This is a genomic window from Chitinophagales bacterium (genome assembly GCA_017303415.1).
Taxonomy (GTDB): domain Bacteria; phylum Bacteroidota; class Bacteroidia; order Chitinophagales; family Chitinophagaceae; genus SpSt-398.
The window spans coordinates 857,840-876,915 of sequence record JAFLBJ010000001.1; the positions used below are offsets into that span (position 1 = coordinate 857,840).

General features: G+C 47.3%; 12 protein-coding genes and 1 pseudogene. 8 read left to right on the forward strand and 5 right to left on the reverse strand.

The annotated features are described in order from the left end of the window. Positions 1–19: 19 nt before the first annotated feature. Positions 20–691 carry a ComF family protein gene (locus tag J0M30_03845; protein ID MBN8666611.1) on the reverse strand — a complete coding sequence of 224 codons (672 nt, stop codon included), beginning with the start codon at positions 689–691 and terminating at the stop codon, positions 20–22. A gap of 192 nt (positions 692–883) precedes the next feature. Next, positions 884–2,260, reverse strand: coding sequence for a DNA repair protein RadA (gene radA / locus J0M30_03850; protein MBN8666612.1), 1,377 nt, complete (start codon positions 2,258–2,260; stop codon positions 884–886). Positions 2,261–2,737: 477 nt separating this feature from the next. Between radA and J0M30_03855 the strand changes: the two genes are divergently transcribed. The 5 genes from J0M30_03855 (at position 2,738) to J0M30_03875 (ending at position 12,746) form a co-directional block, all read left to right on the forward strand. After that, positions 2,738–3,430, forward strand: coding sequence for a zinc metallopeptidase (locus J0M30_03855; GenBank protein MBN8666613.1), 693 nt, complete (start codon positions 2,738–2,740; stop codon positions 3,428–3,430). Between the two features lie 170 nt (positions 3,431–3,600). Next, entirely contained in the window at positions 3,601–6,684 is a 3,084-nt protein-coding gene (locus J0M30_03860) for a SusC/RagA family TonB-linked outer membrane protein (GenBank protein ID MBN8666614.1), read from the forward strand. Between the two features lie 20 nt (positions 6,685–6,704). Further along, complete coding sequence (locus J0M30_03865; protein MBN8666615.1) at positions 6,705–8,195, forward strand: RagB/SusD family nutrient uptake outer membrane protein; 1,491 nt, start codon at positions 6,705–6,707, stop codon at positions 8,193–8,195. 147 nt (positions 8,196–8,342) lie between these two features. Beyond that, positions 8,343–11,384, forward strand: a complete 3,042-nt coding sequence (locus J0M30_03870; GenBank protein ID MBN8666616.1) for a TonB-dependent receptor — start codon at positions 8,343–8,345, stop codon at positions 11,382–11,384. An 18-nt stretch (positions 11,385–11,402) separates the two neighbouring features. Beyond that, the gene (locus J0M30_03875; GenBank protein MBN8666617.1) at positions 11,403–12,746 is read left to right on the forward strand and encodes a RagB/SusD family nutrient uptake outer membrane protein; all 1,344 of its coding nucleotides are present in this window, start codon (positions 11,403–11,405) and stop codon (positions 12,744–12,746) included. A gap of 207 nt (positions 12,747–12,953) precedes the next feature. Here the strand turns inward: J0M30_03875 and J0M30_03880 are convergent, their stop codons facing one another. The 3 genes from J0M30_03880 to J0M30_03890 all read right to left on the reverse strand — a co-directional run bounded on the left by J0M30_03880 (position 12,954) and on the right by J0M30_03890 (position 15,994). Next, a complete protein-coding gene (locus tag J0M30_03880; protein MBN8666618.1) occupies positions 12,954–14,504 on the reverse strand; it encodes an Rne/Rng family ribonuclease in 1,551 nt (516 codons plus the stop codon). 286 nt (positions 14,505–14,790) lie between these two features. Then, a complete protein-coding gene (locus J0M30_03885) occupies positions 14,791–15,636 on the reverse strand; it encodes a tetratricopeptide repeat protein (GenBank protein MBN8666619.1) in 846 nt (281 codons plus the stop codon). A gap of 34 nt (positions 15,637–15,670) precedes the next feature. Continuing rightward, on the reverse strand, positions 15,671–15,994 hold the full coding sequence (locus tag J0M30_03890; protein MBN8666620.1) for an integration host factor subunit beta: 324 nt from the start codon (positions 15,992–15,994) through the stop codon (positions 15,671–15,673). Positions 15,995–16,147: 153 nt separating this feature from the next. Between J0M30_03890 and mutY the strand changes: the two genes are divergently transcribed. The 3 genes and pseudogenes from mutY (at position 16,148) to gldE (ending at position 19,074) form a co-directional block, all read left to right on the forward strand. Beyond that, complete coding sequence (gene mutY / locus J0M30_03895) at positions 16,148–17,206, forward strand: A/G-specific adenine glycosylase (GenBank protein MBN8666621.1); 1,059 nt, start codon at positions 16,148–16,150, stop codon at positions 17,204–17,206. Positions 17,207–17,306: 100 nt separating this feature from the next. Then, positions 17,307–17,645, forward strand: a pseudogene (gene ssb, locus J0M30_03900) (single-stranded DNA-binding protein). Between the two features lie 109 nt (positions 17,646–17,754). Beyond that, positions 17,755–19,074 (forward strand): gliding motility-associated protein GldE, encoded by a 1,320-nt coding sequence (gldE, locus tag J0M30_03905; GenBank protein MBN8666622.1) that lies wholly within the window; start codon positions 17,755–17,757, stop codon positions 19,072–19,074. The last annotated feature ends 2 nt before the right edge of the window (positions 19,075–19,076 follow it).

A 19,076-nucleotide genomic window follows, 5' to 3' on the forward strand; every position in this document is an offset into this window, starting at 1 on the left:
CCATTTATCTCTATTGCCGTTAGCTGCCGGCAATACAGAGTACGGCGATATGAAGGTGGATGTTTCCGGCTTTCAAAAGTTCCTGGCCACAGGAATCAAGCGTAGCCCCCGTTGTTACCACATCATCTACAAGAAGAAGAGATTTTCCTTTTATCGCAGCAGGGTCCTTTAAGTCAAATTTTCCATCTATGTTCTTCCATCTTTCCAATCTTCCTTTTTTGGTTTGTGTTTCTGTGTGCTCCGGACGAATGATAACGTCATTCAAAACCGGCAGACCGGTCACCAACGATATTCCTTCACTGATCAGTTGTGCCTGATTATACCCTCTTTGTCTTTCTTTTTTAGGGAATAGGGGTAATGGGATCAGGGCATCCAGCGAACCCGGTGCATGGAATTGCGCAATGGCCTTACCCAGGTTTTTTCCCAGTTGTATGGCCAGCGCGCGATTGCCTTTGTATTTTATTTCGTGTAATAATTTTTGTATGGCGCCTCCTTTATTGAAATAATAGAGACTGGATGCAGAGCGAAGGGGCAAACGCCCCCAGAATAATTTCTCTACGGGATTGTCAGGCAAACCGGTGAACCCGGTTTCGGGAAGATCGAGGAGGCAGGGGCCGCAGACTTCGCTGTCTCTTTCGAGCAGGTCTGATTGACAGGAGGCACAGGTGTGGGGGAAAAGGAGGGATAACATCGGGTACAGATTTTACGAATTAGATTATTTGCACGAATTTTTTATTTCTCGCGGCGCACGCAAGGAGGCGACGTGCGCTGCGGCTGCAGGTAGGTCGAAAAGGAGAGGGCCTCCGCGTCCGCCAGATTCTTTGCGTGCGCCGCGAGAAAAAATCCGTAAAATCGACGCAATCAAATGAGTTTTCGAACCACGCTAGGAAAACAAATAACGGTACAACTCTTCCACTCGCCCCATCGGTACAACTTCGATATCGAACTTTTTGGAGGAGGGGCTTTTGGAATTGTATTTGGAGACGATGATCTTTTCAAATCCAAGTTTTTCTGCTTCCGCAATACGTTGATCAATGCGGTTAACGGCGCGGATCTCGCCACTGAGGCCTACTTCGCCGGCAAAACACATATTGGAGGGAAGGACGGCATCTTCATACGAAGAAAGCAAGGCACAGAGTACGGCCAGGTCAATGGAAGGGTCTTCGACCTTTATGCCACCTGCAATGTTGAGGAATACATCCTTTACGCCAAAATGGAAACCGCCTCTTTTTTCCAACACTGCCAGGAGTAGTTGCAGACGACGCAGATCAAAACCACTGACGGTGCGTTGCGGTGTGCCATAAACGGATTGGGTGACCAGGGCCTGGACCTCGATCAATAAAGGACGCATGCCTTCGATGGTTGCGGCAATGGCAATACCACTCAGGGCTTCTTCTTTTTGGGTGATGAGTATCTCACTGGGGTTGGATACTACCCGCATACCGGCATCGGTCATTTCATAAATGCCTAATTCGGCGGTGCTGCCAAAACGGTTCTTCAGGGTGCGTATGATGCGATAGGCATAATGACGGTCGCCTTCGAACTGAAGGACCGTGTCTACCATATGTTCTAATATCTTGGGACCCGCAATGGAACCATCCTTGGTGATATGTCCGATCAGGAATACCGGGGTATTGGTTTCCTTGGCAAATCGCTGAAATTCCGCCGTACATTCCCGTATCTGCGAAACACTTCCCGGGGAGGATTCGATGAATGGTGTGTGCAGGGTTTGGATCGAATCAATTATGACCAATCCTGGTTTTAGTTTTTTGATCTCCTGGAAAATGATCTGTGTGGATGTTTCTGTCAACAGGTAAAAATCTTCGTTGGAGCGGTGTAAACGGTCCGCCCTCATCTTGATCTGTTGCTCACTTTCTTCACCGCTGATATAAAGAGTGCTCACTCCGGTTAACTCCAACCCGCTTTGCAGAAAGAGGGTTGATTTTCCAATGCCTGGTTCACCGGCGATCAATACCAAACTTCCAGGTACGATGCCACCACCCAAAACGCGATTCAGTTCTTTATCGTTTGTGGCGATCCTCTTTTCTTCACCCGCTTGTACATCCTGTAAAGGAATGGTGCGTTGAATTCTTTTTCCTTCATGATAATCTTTCCAATCTTTGTCCTTTCCTTTAACTTCCTTTTGTACCACTTCTTCCACAAATGTGTTCCATTGTAAACAGGATGGGCATTGCCCTAACCACTTCACACTTTCATGTCCGCAGTTTTGACAAAAGAATGTTGATCTTGCCTTACTCATGCGCTAAAGATAACATGATGAAAAGTAAAACGAGTTGTAAAAACGGGATGTAAAAATGGATTTTCTACATGCAGAATGGAGGAAAAAAACAGAGAAAATTATACAAAGTAAAAAGGGCCGATCTGACGATCGACCCTTTTACTTACTAACCCATTAAATTCTGGTACTAAATTACAAATCTGCGGGGGATAACAAAATAAATTTTTGCTCCTGTTGATAACTTCAAAGCCCAAATTTGGCCCTAAAATCAGCCCTTAATTTTCTAAAATTTCCTTATAAATAAATGATATTTAATTCTTTACAAGTTATTATATATTCATATTGATTCACGCAATCCCACAGGAGAATTTTTTTTAATTTAATACACGAAGGATTTCGTATATGACATATCGGCGGGGGCTGTTTTTTGGGGTGACAAGGCTTCCGGGAAAGAGGTTTGGAGGGAGATTTGATGCCTTATTTTATTAAAAAAGAGATATGACACCGAGTATCATGTTGGTTTCGATTTTATTCATTGGACTGAGCCTCGTCGTTTCGATGATTTTGCGTGGAAAGTTCAAGACTTATGGCAAGATTCCTTTGTCGAATGGGCTGACCGGACGCCAGGTGGCGGAGAAGATGTTGAAGGAGAATGGGATCTATGACGTGCAGGTCACATCCGTTCAGGGATTTTTGAGTGATCACTACAATCCGGTAAACAAAACCGTGAATTTGAGTCCAGAAGTATATAACAGTTCCTCCATAGCTGCAGCAGCTGTGGCGGCGCACGAGTGCGGGCACGCGGTACAACATGCTCAGGCTTATGCCTGGTTGACCATGCGGAGCAAACTGGTTCCGGCTGTTCAGTTCAGTTCGGGTATAATTAATATAGCACTCCTGGTGGGTGTGGCCCTGGCCCTGGCCGGTATGCCGGTTTTTCTTCTGATTGCCATTGGTTTACTGGCAGTTACGGTAGTTTTCTCGCTGATCACGCTCCCGGTTGAGTTTGACGCCAGCCGCCGGGCCCTGGCCTGGTTGAACGGTACCAATGTGGCCAATGCCGTGGAATACCCCAAGGCAAAAGACGCATTGAATTGGGCGGCAATGACTTATGTAGTAGCAGCGCTGGCCGCTGTGGTCAACCTGCTGCAGTATATCATGTTGTTTCTCAATAGCCGAGACCGTAGTTAAGGAATTCCAAAATATTGATCAAAGGCAATTTTTTTGTTTGAATGGCCGTGCAGCAGGTTGCACGGCCATTTGTCTTAGGATATTTATATATTTTATTTATTTTTATCCTGTACCCGCCCAGATTGACTGCCTTAACGCTTTTTTTTATTATAACCAAACTACCAAACAACATGAGAAAACTCCTGACTCTGATGGTGGCTTTTTGTGCTACCGTTTCGGTCTTTGCCCAGGGTGTCGTTAAGGGCAAGGTAACCGATGACAAGGGGGCCCCTGTTCCGGGTGCTTCCGTGATTATCCAGGGTACCCAAACTGGTACCAGTACTTCAAACGATGGAACTTTTGAATTGAACATTCCTTCAGCCTCTACGGTGCTGGAGATCTCTGCCGTAACTTTTGGTACCCAGACATTGAATGTCAGGGCCGGGCAGACCGTTAGTATTTCCCTGGTAAATGAGTCTAAATTACTGGATGATGTTATCGTTACCGGTGTAGCGGGAGCTACAACCCGGAAAAAGATGACCGTGTCCGTTACTAAGGTTGGTGAAGAGCGGTTGAAGATCGTTCCTGCTACTTCAGCTGCCAGTGCCCTTTCGGGTAAGGTAGCCGGTGTACGTGTGAATTCTACCGGTGGTTCCCCCGGTGGAAATATCGATGTATTGCTTCGTGGTGATAATAACCTGAATGTTGGATCCAGCCCAATGATCCTGGTAGATGGGGTAATCCTGAATGGTGCACTTACCGATATCAATGTGGATGATATTGAATCCATGGAGGTGGTAAAAGGTGCTGCTGCCGCTTCGCTCTATGGTTCCCGCGCGGGTAACGGGGTTATCTCCATTACAACCAAAAGAGGTAACCGTACTGAAATTGGAACAACTGCCGTTACGATCCGTAACGAAGTAGGTTTCCAAAACCTTCAGCGCTATATTGACCTCTCCGAAAGCCATGCCTTTAATCTGGCCAGCGATTGGCAGAGTGTATCTAATTATACCAAATATGCAGGGGTTAACTATCCCTCCAACTATATGGGTGGTTTTGCTCCCGGTTTGAGTGGATCCCGTTCAATCAAAGCTGACCACTACATGGATAATCCTTTTGCCCTGAACATTGACCAGCAAAAGGAGTTCTTCAATACCGGTACAAACTATACCAACTTTGTAGGTATATCTACCCGTTCCAAACTGACCAATATGTATGCTTCCTTTGAGAACAACTCACAGGAAGGTATCATTCAATATACCAGTGGTTACAAACGTCAGAACTTCCGTTTGAACATTGACCACCAGGTGGCTCCCTGGTTGAAGTTCTCGGCTTCTAACCTCTTCATCAGCACCAAGACGCAATACCCCGGTGATGGTGGTGGTATCTTCTTTAATATTGTTTTGGCTGAGCCTGACAATAATCTGAAGCTCAATAACCCCGATGGTCAGCCTTATCTGATCCGTCACAACCCGTTCAGCAATGAAAGAAACCCGCTTTATTCCGTATGGAAAAACAAACGAGATGACTTTACCCGTCGCTGGATCGGTAACTACAGCACAAATATCAAACTCGCCAAATGGATCAATGTGGACCTGACCCACACCATTGAGATCGAGAACTATCGTTATACCAGCTATTCTCCCTATGATACTTGGATCGTGGCTGGTGGTGGTACCGCTCCGGATTGGGGCATGAGTCATAGCGAAGGAAGCCTGTATAAATATTCAGACGAGACCAATAGCCAGAACACACAGGCGACCATCAACATGATGCACAGGTTCAATAACCTGCGTGTCACCGGTAAATTGTCTTATTTGTTTGAGAACAAACACTACGAGAATTTTGATGTGAGCGCATCCCAATTCTCATACCCCAATATTCCCGACTTCAACAACTTCGCACCCACTAACCCGCACAGTTATTCTTCTGCTCTTCAGGATATTCGTGCACGGAACTATTTCGCGATCCTTGGTTTGGATTACAAAGACAAACTGTTGTTTGATGGTATGGGCCGCTATGATGGTTCTTCGCTGTTTGGTTCGGAAGAAAGATGGAAGCCCTACTATCGTGTTTCCGGTGCTTACCGTATCTCTCAGGATGTACACATCAATGGCATTGATGAGTTGAAAGTACGGGCTGCTTATGGTACGGCGGGTATCCGTCCGGGTTATGACTGGCAGTATCGATATTATCAACTGGCGAATGGCGCAGCGTCGGCTTCCCAACAAGGTAACCCGAACCTGAAACCCAGTAACACCGCTGAAATGGAATTTGGGTTGAATGTAGAGTTCCTTGGAAAATTCTATTTTGAAGGAACTTACGCCAAATCAAAAACCACCGATGCCTTCCTTGAAGTTCCCCTGATCCCCTTCCTGAATGATGGTTACAACCGTCAGTGGAGAAATGCCGCTTCGTTGGAGTCCAATACCCTGGAATTGACCCTGGGTGCCAACTGGTTCAAGAAGAAGGACCTGAGCTGGAATACAAATATCGTTTTCTCTAAAACCAACCAGCGCATCACCAGTCTGGATGTAGCTCCTTACCTGTCGGGTCCCGACGGTCTGTTCTATATCAAAGCCGGTGAAAGATATGGTGCTATCTATGGATATGACTGGGTAAGAACACTGGATCAAATGGCCCAGCAATTGCCCACTGGTAAAACCATCTCCGATTACGAAGTGAACTCAGACGGTTATGTTGTTCCTGTAGGTTCTCAAGGTACCATCAACGAAAAGCCGATCAAGTTGCTCGATTCCGATGGCAACCTGAATTTTGGTGAGATCGGTAATGGTAACCCTGATTTCATCATGGGTATTTCCAATACACTTAACTGGAAAGGCTTCCAGGTTTATATGCTCATCGACATCAAACAAGGTGGTGATGTGTATAACCGTAAATCACAGTGGTTGACCCGCGATAACCGTAATGGTATCGAGGACATGGCCAATGTGCCTACGAACCTGAAGAAGACACTGGATTATTTCCAGGGCTTCTATGATGTAAATACCAATAACAGGTATTGGGTAGAGGACGCCAGTTTTATCAAACTGCGTGAAGTAGCGATCGGGTATACATTCTCCAAATCTTCTTTGAGCATGTTCAAAGGGGTGGTGAAAGGAATCACAGCCCGTGTGATCGGTCGTAACCTGCTTACCATCACTGACTATTCCGGTTATGATCCTGAAGTAGGAAGCATCCGGAATCCATTTGATGGAACAGATACATATCCCAATTTCCGTAACCTGGCCTTCTCGCTTCAATTAGACTTTTAATAACACACAAACCAGATAATATGAAAGCAATCAAATCTTTGATCTTCCTCAGCTCCCTCTTTGTCATCCTCGAGGGCTGTAAGAAACTCGATGTGGGTAAGAACCCCAACGAGCCTGAATTTGAGGATGTATATTCAAATTCTGCGAGTGTGAAATCCATCGCTTCAGGTTTATTCAATACCTGGTACATTGCCACACACTCCTATACATATAGCCCCGCTATGTTTCTGGCCACCGCTTCCGATAACGTAACCTGCTCCTGGGGTAACCAGGCCATGCGGGATATGAGCTGGGAGCCACGTAATGCCTGGAACAATGCTTCGAATTACGCCTATCGAGGTACCACAAAGGAATTTTTCGATCGTATGTACAGATCCATTAATACAGCCTCAAATGTTATGAAGGCTATTAATGCCGGGTTGGATATCGGAAACGGCGGGGTAGATAATAACCAGGTAAAGGCATTTGCAAAATTTAACCAAGGAATTGCCTATGGTATGCTTGCATTATTCTTTGACCGTGGGTTCATCGTAGATGAGAATATCACGATCCCTGATGCCACTGTTGCCACAGCCTCCACTCCTGCGGAAGTAGCTGCTGCTGCTGTTAGCTATCTTGATGAAGCCATTTTGCTCAGCAATAACACCTTCACCATCCCCGCCTCCTGGCTGGGAACACCAGGTGACTATTCCAGTGTTGAGTTCAAAAAGCTTTGTAACTCCTGGGCCGCCCGAATCCTGGCCAATATGCCCCGGAATAAAGCGCAACTGGCGGCCGTTGATTGGAACAAGGTAAAAACCTATGCGGATGCTGGTCTTACCAGCGATTTTACCATTCAACAGGATGGTTATGTAAACTGGTATGCAGAAGCAGGTGACTACCTCACTTTCCCCGGTTGGGGCAAGGTGGATATGTATGTGGTTAACCTGATGGATAATACCCAGCCTCAGCACTGGGATGATAACTCCAGCTTCCCTACTCCTCCTGAATCAACCAACCCTCAGGACGAGCGTATTTTTACCGACTTTGAATATTCGAGCCTGAACTGGTTCCAGGCTGCACGTGGTTACTATCATTTCTCCAATTACCGCTATGCGCGCTACGACGCTGCATACGCCCTGGGTGATGGACCTGTGCCTGATTTCATGAAAGCAGAAAATGATATGCTGCGTGCCGAGGCTCGCGCTTACACGGGCGACCTCGCCGGAGCTGCAGCCGTCATCAATGCCGGTACCCGCGTAACCCGCGGTAATATGACCCCGGTGGCTGCTAACCTGGCTGAAATTGAAAAAGCCATTCACCACGAACGTCATGTAGAACTCTATATCACCGGTATGGGTGTCCAATTCTTCGAAATGAGGAAGAAAGACCTCCTGCAAAAAGGTACTCCCCTTCATTGGCCTCTGCCTGGTCAGACGCTGGAGACCTTTGGTGAAAAAGCACCATTCTACACCTTTGGTGGTGTAGCCAATGCCGACGGAACTAACACTTCCAACGCCGGCTGGAGATAGTTTTTTCTCGTGTGTTGTTAATAATGCAAGCCCTGGTTTTTACCGGGGCTTTTTTTTATATGGTAAAGCAGCAAATGACCCGATAAATTCTGTCTGAAAGAAATATGTTATTTTTCCGCTAATTCTTTACCAAAACAGTTAATACACATGAGAACACCAAGGATCCTCTGGGTCATGGCGCTGATGCTCTTTGCGCAAATGGCCTGGTCCCAAACAAAAACCGTCACTGGAAAAGTGACAGATGAGAAAAATTTCCCGGTCCCCGGTGCGACCATTAGCGCGGGAGGAAGGGTAGTAGGAGTAACCGACAACGACGGTTCGTTCAGCATTTCTGTTCCTGAGAACACCAATTCCCTTGAGATCAGCTCGGTGGGTTTTGCCAAAAAGGTAGTTGACGTGGGTAATGGGGCAATTAATGTCCGCCTGGCGCCCGGCACCAACCAGTCACTCGATGAAGTGGTGGTGGTAGGTTATGGCACCAAACTGAAGCGCGACCTGACGGGTAATATCGCCCGCATCAAAGGCGCTGAAGTGGCGAATACCCCTGTTCCCAACTTTAACCAGGCCCTTCAGGGCCGTGCTGCCGGTGTATTCGTGGAAGCGAATAACGGTAAGGTAGGCGAAGGCGTAAAGGTGCGTATCCGTGGTGCGGGTTCCATCAGTGCCGCCAACGATCCACTCTATGTAGTAGATGGTGTACCTATCAACACAGGCGCCCTCTCCGGAAACGCCCTGGCAGATATCAACTTTAATGATGTAGAATCTTTCGAGATCCTGAAAGACGCTTCCGCTGCAGCCATCTACGGTTCTCGTGCCGCCAATGGAGTAGTACTGATCACCACTAAAAAAGGTAAGGCAGGAAAAACCAACCTGACCGTGAACATGCAGTATGGGGTAAACAAACCCACTCATCTCCGTGGATTCCTGGATGCCGGTGAGTATGTAGAACTCCTGCGCGAAGCAGCCTATAACAGCGATCTGATCGATGGCTATGATCCGATCAATAACCCCGGTGATTACCCCGGCTCCTGGTTGGAGTTCGCCGAAAGAAGATTGACCCGCTACTCTGGATATAGCGATTGGCGTACCCTGGAAACAAATACCAATTGGGAAAAGCAAGCCTTTAATGATAAAGCCACCACCAAGATGATCGACATCACGGCATCGGGTGGTAGTGATAAAACACGTTTTTATGTCAGCGCCGGTTTAAACGATCAAACCGGTATCCTGATCGGCAATAATTTCCAGCGTATCTCCAGCCGGATGAACCTGGAACATGATGCAAGTGATAAATTTAAACTGGGTCTGAATCTGGGTCTGAGCCGCTCGCTCTCTAACAGGAATACAGACGATAACCAGTTCTCCACCCCCATGCAGTTGGTGGCCCTGGCGCCAATCACACCCGTACGTGATTTGAATGGCGAGCTGTACGATCGCCCGGTGACCACATATTACAATGGTCTGATCGAATTGGAAGATGCCCGTTATACCTCGACCACCTATCGTAACCTCGCAAGTGGTTTCCTGAGTTATAAATTCTTTACAGGGTTTAGTTTTCGTACTGAATTGGGTGTGGATATCCAAACCACCAATGATGATGTATTCAAAGGTTCGCGTACCGATGCAGGTGCTTCTACCAATGGTTATGGCCAGTCTGACTGGTACCGTACCGTGAACTACAACACCAACAACTATTTCAATTATAGTAAAGCCATTGGCAACCACGACCTGGATGCCACCCTGGGTATGTCCTTCCAGAAATTCAACAATGATTTCACCCGGGTAACCGGTGAAGATTTTCCGGTGGATGCCCTGAAGAAAATTGCCAGTGCCGGTCGTATCACCGGTGGTTCTTCTACCGCTACTGAATCTTCCGTACTGTCTTACTTTGCGCGTGCCAACTACAAGATCGATGATAAGTATCTCTTTTCTTTAAGTGGTCGTGTGGATGGTTCCAGCCGCTTTGGTAAGGATAACAAATATGGCTTTTTCCCGGCTGCTTCTGCGGGCTGGATACTGAGCGAAGAAAATTTCTTGGCCAATTCCAAAGCCATCAGCTTCCTGAAACTGCGTGCCAGTTATGGATTGACCGGTAACGATGCAGGTTTTGGTGACTTCTCTCAACTGGGTCTCTGGGGAGCTGCAAAATATGGTGGTAACTCCGGACTGGTGCCTACGCAACTGGCCAACCCTGAACTGCGCTGGGAAAAATCGGCACAGACCGATATCGGTATTGACTTTGGTTTGTTCAACAACCGGTTAACCGGTGAGATCGATTATTATGTACGTAATACCAAAGACCTGATCTATAACGTACCCGTTCCCAGCACATCTGGGTTTGCCACACAAACCGTGAACATCGGTTCAATGGAAAACAAAGGTGTGGAGATCGTGTTGAATTCCACCAATGTGAACGGCCGTTTTTTCAAATGGAATACCAGTCTGAACCTTGCCCGTAACAAGAACAAGATTACCCAGCTGGATGGTTTACAAACCTCGATCCCCGGCAATGATGGTCGTTACCTCAACTCCCTGATCGTAGGAGAAGGAATCGGTGTTTTTTATGGTCCTAAGTTCGCAGGCGCTGATCCGCTTAATGGAGATGCCCTGTATTATGAGCAGGATGGCAAGACGCTGACAAACGACTATGATGCAGCCGGCAATTTCGTAGTAGGTGACCCCAATCCCGATTGGATCGCCGGTTTGTCGAATAGTTTTTCCTATAAAGGATTACAACTCGATGTATTGCTGCAAGGTGTATTTGGCAATCAGATCCTGAACGGAGCCGGTGGTTTTATGTCGGCCAGTTTCGATTGGTTTGATAACCAGACACGTGATCAACTGCGCCGTTGGCAGAACCCCGGTGATATCACCGATGTTCCCCAGCTTCGCCTGGCAGGGGGTAATGGTATCGGTGCCTCCAGCCGTTATGTAGAAAGTGGTTCTTATGTACGCTTGAAAAATGTAACCCTGGCTTATTCCATCAATTCTTCCGTACTGAAGAAAGCCCGGATTCAATCGGCCAGAATATTTGTTACCGGAATCAATCTGCTGACGATCACGGATTACACCGGTTGGGACCCAGAGGTGAATACGGATTACCGCGCCGGTAACCGGAACCAGGGTAGCGATTTCTATGCTGCCCCGCAGATCAAATCACTCACTTTTGGTATCAACCTTGGATTCTAACCCTAAAACCCTGCAAAAATGAAGAAAGTAATATATAGTCTACTGATCGCTTCTCTGGTCGCTTCTTCCTGTGGTAAGAAGCTTGACCTGCTGCCACAGCAGAGTGTGGCGGAAGAAGTAGCCCTTAACTCTGATGCGAACGTAAAGAAGGTACTCAATGGGGCCTATGATGCCCTGAGTATCGGAGACCTTTACGGTGGTAATGTTTCCCTGTATGCCGAATTGCTTGCCGCGGATGATGAGATCCGTTGGGAAGGAACATTTAACGAACCTCGTGAGATCTGGCTCAAGCAGATGATCACGACCAATAGTTTTGTTCGTGATACCTGGATTGAAGGATATAAAACCATCAATGTGGCCAACAATATCCTCAGCGCGATTGCGGTGGTGGACCCAGGCGATCAGGACAGAGTGGAAGGTGAGGCCTTGTTTATCCGCGCCGCCGTTTATTTTGAATTGGTAAAATTCTACGCCAAACCTTTTAGCGATGGAAACGCCTCTTCGAATCCCGGTCTGCCGCTGATCCTTACACCCACCCGTGGTATTGATGCCAGCTCCTATGTAGCCCGTAGCACGGTGGCCAACACCTATGCGCAGATCATCACCGATCTTACCGAGGCTGAGAACCTGTTGCCCGAAGAGAATGATGTGTATGCTACCAAGGCTGCTGCCGCCGCCCTGCTCTCCCGTGTGTATTTACAACAAGGCGATTATGCCGGAGCCCGCGATGCGGCCAACCGTGCAATTACTGCGGCTACCAATGCCGGTCTGTCCCTGGTTACCGATTATGCAGATGCCTTTAACAATACCGAAAATTCTTCGGAAGATATCTTCGCCATTCAGGTGTCTGACCAGGATGGTGATAACAGCATGCACCTGTATTGTTCCATTCCTGATTTTGGTGGACGCGATGGAGATGTATCCATTCAACAAAAGCACCTTGACTTATACACCCCTGGTGATGACCGTCTCAACCTGTTTTATGTTGGGGCCGGCGGTACCCGTACCGGTAAATGGAAACAACAATACCGTGTGATCCCCGTGATCCGGCTTTCAGAAATGTACCTTACCCGCGCAGAATGTAATTTCCGCCTTGGTACTACCGTTGGTGATACACCGATCAATGACCTGAACCAGACTCGTTCCCGTGCAGGCATTGCCTCTCCCACTATTACACTGGATGCTATCCTGCTCGAGCGCAAACTCGAACTGGCGCATGAAGGGCAGGCTGTACATGATCTTCGCCGCCTGAAAAACAGTGCCGATGGTTTTGCTTACAATGCCAATGAAATGGTATTCCCGATTCCCCAACGCGAGATCGATGCGACAAATGGGGTGGTAGTGCAGAATCCGGGGTATTGAGGGGCGGGAGACGTGAGGCGTGAGAGACGTGAGACGTGAGAATCGTGAGACGTGAGAAGTGAATGGTGAATAGTGAGAAAAATAATGTATAAGCAAAAGGGTCAATAGTGAAAACTATTGACCCTTTTTTATATCTTTCACTATTCACTATTCACTATTCACTATTCACCATTCACTATTCACGCCTCACGCCTCACGTCTCACGCCTCACAACTTTATCTCCTCCTCATTCCGATCATAAAAATGAAACTCGGTGAGGTGATAATTTGTATTGGCTTTGAGTGTAAATGATTTTTTGAAGCGTCGTTTCCATTTGGAACGGATGCTCCAGAGCCAGCCCTTGGTCAGATAGGCATACATGATGGGGCTGACCACGAGAGTAAGGTGGTTATGTTGATGGGTAAAGAGGTAATTGAGGTTCTTTTCCATTTCATCTTCGAGGATGATGGTGGAAGAGATCTTACCGGTACCGAGACAGCTGGGGCAGACTTCCTGCGTATTGATATTCACCTCGGGTTTCATCCGTTGGCGGGTGATCTGCATGAGCCCGAACTTGGAAATGGGAAGTACCGCATGTTTGGCCCGGTCGGTTTTCATAAAACCTTCCATGGCTTCCATCAACCGGCGTTTGTTTTCGGGGAGTTTCATGTCAATGAAATCCACCACAATGATACCTCCCAGGTCACGCAGTCTCAATTGGCGGGCAATCTCATCGGCGGCTTCGAGGTTGGTCTCGAGTGCGTTCTGCTCCTGGTTATTGCTTACGCTTTTGTAGCCACTGTTTACATCGATCACATGGAGGGCTTCCGTATGTTCGATGATCAGGTAGGCGCCACTGTTCATGTTCACGGTCTTGCCAAAAGCTGCTTTTACCTGTTTGGTGATCCCGAAATGATCAAAGATCTGTTGTCCGTTATTGTAAAAGGAAACGATATCCTGTTTTTCCGGGGCGATACGCTGGATATAAGTACGGGTATCGTTGTACAGGTTCTTATCATTTACCACGATCCGGTTGAAGCTTTCGTTCAGCAGGTCGCGGAGAATGGAAGTGGTTTTGGTCTGTTCGCTTAAGATCTTACTGGGTGCGGTAGCACCTTTCAGGTTACGCTGAATGGTCTTCCAGGTTTCAACGAGGCTGGAGAGGTCTTCATGAAGTTCGGCCGTGTTCTTGCCTTCGGCGGCGGTACGAACGATCACGCCAAAGTTCTTTGGCTTGATGGCTTCTACGATCTTCTGGAGCCTTTTTCTTTCTTCGGAGGAATGGATCTTCCGGGAAACGGCCACGATATTATTGAAAGGGGTGATCACCACAAAGCGACCGGGCAGGGAGATCTCACAGCTCAGGCGAGGCCCTTTGGCGGCGATGGGTTCTTTGAGGATCTGTACCAGGATATGCGGCTTTCCTCCCAGTACTTCATTGATCTTTCCTGTTTTGACGATCTCGGTCTCATTCTCGAACTTTCCAAAGTCGAGAATGCCTTCCGATTTGTCGTTCATGCAGGCGGTGGTGAATTTGAGCAGTGAGCGGGCATAGGGGCTCAGATCGGTATAATGCAAAAATGCATCCTTCTCGAAGCCCACGTCCACAAATGCGGCGTTCAATCCCGGGATCAGTTTTTTAACCTTTCCCAGGTATAGATCCCCTACGGCAAAGCTTGCATCCGTCTTTTCATTATGAAGCTCGACCAGTTTTTTTTCTTCCAGCAGCGCGATCTCAACCCCCTGCGGCACTGCATTAATAATGAGTTCTTTGTTCACAGCAGAACATTAATTAGTCATACCAAACTTGTTTTGGATCGAAAAAGCCGATCAACTGGCGATGAGTACGTAGTGATAGGATAGATTAGATCGGGGCAAATTGATGGGGTAGACGTACTATCGGCAATAAGAAGCTAAACTTCAAACACTATTTATTCTTCTTCTTATGTCTGTTCTTTCTCAGTCTTTTCTTCCTTTTGTGCGTAGCAATCTTATGACGCTTTCTTTTTTTACCACAAGGCATAATAAAATGTTTTTAATAATTAATTTATAAAATAAGGTCGGGTTAATTCTTTAATTGGTCGATCCTGTTCTTCAATTCCGGTTTCCAGTCTTCACGAAGAAGGGGCAGGGCCTTTTCATATTGTGTAATGGCTTCTGTCTTTTTACCTTCTTTCTCGTAGGCTTCTCCGATTCGGACCAGCATCAATACGGCTTCCATATTGGTGCGGTCAATTGCGAGCACCTTATCAAAACGGTCGGCTGCTTTGTCGTATTGTCCCGATAGTGCGGAGCCATACCCCAGCATCATCTGGCCATACACGTTGGTACTGTCGCGGCCGATGACCTCACGGATCATCTGGATACCCTGCATGGGGTTATCGGCAATATCTCCAAAGAGATAGACCGTTCCCAGTCCGATACGCGATGAATCGTTTTCCGGATTGATTTTCAATGCTCTTTCAAATAACTCTTTGGCTTGTTGGGCCTCCCATCTTCTGAGCTGGACATTCGGTTCTTCCCGAAGGCTGTCCAACAACAAATGGGCGGCAAAGGTGAGGTTTTTTTCGGAATTTTCCAACCGGGCGGCTTCGGCGCGGTACCAGGTGGAAACCACGAAGTTCCGGCCGGTATCCTGCCAGAAACGAGCGAGTTGGTGATAGATATGAAGTTTTTGCTCAGAAACATCTCCTCTGCCTACCGATTTCTCGAGGAAAAGGATCCGGTCCATCTGGTCGGGTGTAAGTGATTCCCGGGCATGTACTAACAGGCTGTCAATGGAGAGGGAAGATGCAAGCGCGGTTTGTCCCTCTGCTGGTTTTTTTGCGGGGGGTGTTTCATCCCGAAAAGCAAAGATCAATATGATTAAGGCAACGGCCGATCCTGCCGTGATCCACTGGTACTTGTTCACGTTGTGCTATTTAGACGGCAAAGGTACCACCAAATCAGGCCAATTCATCCCTGTCGGAATCAGCATTTTCGGGCAGATTGGTGATCTTTTTCACCTCGGCCACGAATTCCTTGGCAGGTTTGAACGCCGGAATGTAATGTTCGGGGATGTGAACGGCAATGTTCTTCTTGATGTTACGTCCAATCTTTGCCGCTCTCTTCTTGGTGATAAAACTTCCGAATCCGCGGATGTAAATATTCTCTCCCTTTGACAACGAGTCCTTTATCTCTTTGAACATCGTTTCGAGAGTTACCAATACATCCACTTTGGGGATGCCGGTCTTTTCGGAAATCTGGTTTACCAAATCGGCTTTACGCATTGTTTAATGATTTAGCAGTTTATTTTTTTACAATATATGCCAAAATTGGGTGATTGTCAATAGGATATGAACTTTTTTTTGAAAATACCCGTTTTGGTATGGTAAATTGCCCCAATTATTATTGCGAAACCGCCCTAAAAGGAGGCTTTCCCCATGGAACCAAGTAAGCAATTCGCCCTCAGGCTTTTAAAATGGCACCGGGAAAAAAATACCCGGCAAATGCCCTGGAAAGGGGAGAAAGACCCGTACAAAATATGGTTAAGTGAAATCATATTACAACAAACAAGGGTGGAACAGGGCTGGGATTATTACAATCGCTTCATCACCACCTATCCTACCATACAACAGCTTGCTGCTGCCACCGATGAACGCGTCTATAAACTCTGGGAAGGTCTGGGTTATTACAGTCGTTGCAGGAACCTCCTGGCCACGGCGCGTTTGATCAGTACCGAAAGAAAGGGGCAATTCCCTTCCCGGTATGAAGATATTCTTGTCCTAAAAGGTGTGGGGCCTTATACAGCTGCCGCTATAGCTTCCTTTGCCTTTAACCTTCCACATGCTGTGGTGGATGGCAATGTGTTTCGGGTGCTTGCCCGGGTATTTGGTATCACGCTTTCCTCTGATAGCACGGAAGGCAAAAAATATTTTACCCAACTGGCCAACCAATTATTGGATCCACGCTCACCGGGTGAATATAACCAGGCCATCATGGATTTTGGTGCGGTGGTTTGCAAACCGGCCGCGCCGCTGTGCACCGGTTGTCCCTTTCAGCGAACCTGCAAAGCCTATCAACAAGGTAAGGTGGAGGAATGGCCCGTACGTACCAAAAAGACCACCGTTAAAGACCGCTGGTTTGACTATCTGGTGATTGAGAACCGGGGCCGCTTCCTGTTGCGGAAACGGATCGGGAAGGACATTTGGGCCAACCTGTACGAGTTTCCTTTGCTCGAAGGCAACCGGCTCTCACCAAAAGCCGTATTGAAAAAGGCTGAAGGGCTAGGACTGCTAACCTCTGGTCAATACCATGCGGTTAATATCTCCCCCTGGCATGAACAATTGCTCAGCCACCAAAAGATACATGCCCGTTTTTTTGATGTTGAACTGGGGCCAAAAGCCAAAAAGCCCGAAGGCTATGTCTGGGTAAGTCGGAAAAAGATCACCGAACTGGCTTTTCCCCGGTTGATCGCTAAATACTGGACACACAGGCGTTAGCATCAAAATGCAACGGATTTGATAAATACGGATAAAAAAAATTAATTTTAAGAGACATTAGATCGTATTGACTCGAATTGATTTGAAAAAATGATAGCGTATGAGAGGTGTTAACAGAGTAATGCTGATCGGGAACCTGGGTAAGGATCCGGATGTACAGACCCTGGAAGGAAATATTGCCGTTGCCAAATTCCCGTTGGCAACCACCGAAACGTTTAAGGACCGATCTGGAAAGCTGGTCTCTCAAACAGAATGGCATACTGTAGTGCTTTGGAGAGGATTGGCTGAATTAGCACAGAAATACCTGCACAAAGGCAGCCTGGTTTATATTGAAGGCCGTTTGCGTACCCGTAGTTGGGACGATAAGGACGGCAACCGAAAATTCGCCACCGAAGTGGTAGGCGATAACCTCATCATGCTTGATAAACGTGCCGATGCCGGAGGACATTCACCTGAAGGAGAAAGCTTTTCCGGTGATCAGGGTTCTACCTCCCCGGATGACCTCAGCTTTTAAGGAGTGCTTTCAATAGTATATTTTTGTATCATCTATGGATCCATCATCGCAGGGTATCAACCTGTTATTTGTACTACTGCTGCTCCTCCTGGCGCTTTCCTTTGTGATCTCTGGCGCAGAAGTGGCTTTCTTTTCCCTCACCCGGAAGGATATCAATATGCTGAAAACAAAGCAGCATTCGATGGCCAAAAAGATCATCCTGTTGCTCAGTGAATCCAAACAGGTTTACACTTCCCTCTTATTAGCTGGCACCTTTACCAATATTACCATCATCATCCTGATGAGTTATATCATTCAGCAATATTTTCCGTATGGAAGTCTGGGACGGATCGACCTGATGTATTTTGATGCAGGGATTTTATTGGAACTGCTTATCCGGGTAACGATCATCGGTGTGATACTCATTTTCTTTGCCACCATATTACCCAAAGTGTGGGCCACCCAAAACAATCTCCGCTTTGCGTATGGGTCGGTACTAATTGTAGAAGGCATCCACCTGTTTCTCCGGCGGCTGAGTGTACGTATGGTCAAAGTGGCCGATAATATTGGCCGCAATTTGGGGGCCAACCGGTCAGAGATCACCAGTTTACAACAACTGGATGAGGCGATCGATGTTTCGGCCAATGGGAATGCTACGGTGGAGGAAAAGAATATCCTGAAAGGGATCGTCAAATTTGGCAATATCACCGTCAAACAGATCATGCGTACCCGCCTCGAGGTAAGCGGGATCGAATACAATACCGATTTCGCTACCCTGGTCCGACGAATTGAAGAACTTCATTATTCCCGTCTCCCGGTTTATAAGGGAAGCCTGGATGAAGTGGTCGGGGTAATCAATACAAAGGATATCCTTCCACATTTATCGGAAAACCCGGGATATGACTGGCATATTCTTGTTCGCCAACCCTTTTTTGTACCGGAAACAAAACTGATCCGCGACCTGCTGCGTGAGTTTCAAACCCGCAAAGTACATTTTGCTGTGGTGGTGGATGAGTTTGGCGGAACCAGCGGTATCGTTACGCTCGAAGATATCCTCGAGGAAGTGATCGGTGATATCCGTGATGAGTTTGATGAAGAAGAAGCCGGTTTTGTACGGTTGGAAGACGGCTCATACGAATTTGAAGGAAAGACCAAGATCACCGATGTATGCCGAGCCATGAAACTGCCGATTGATACCTTTGACCAGGTGAAGGGGGATAGCGAATCACTGGCCGGACTGGTACTGGAACTTGCTGGTGAATTGCCAGCCATCAATGATGCAGTGCCTACGGGTGACTTCCTCTTCACGGTTCTCGACACCTCCCGCAACCGCATTGAAAAAGTCAGGATTTCCATACATCAACGAACTGAATGATC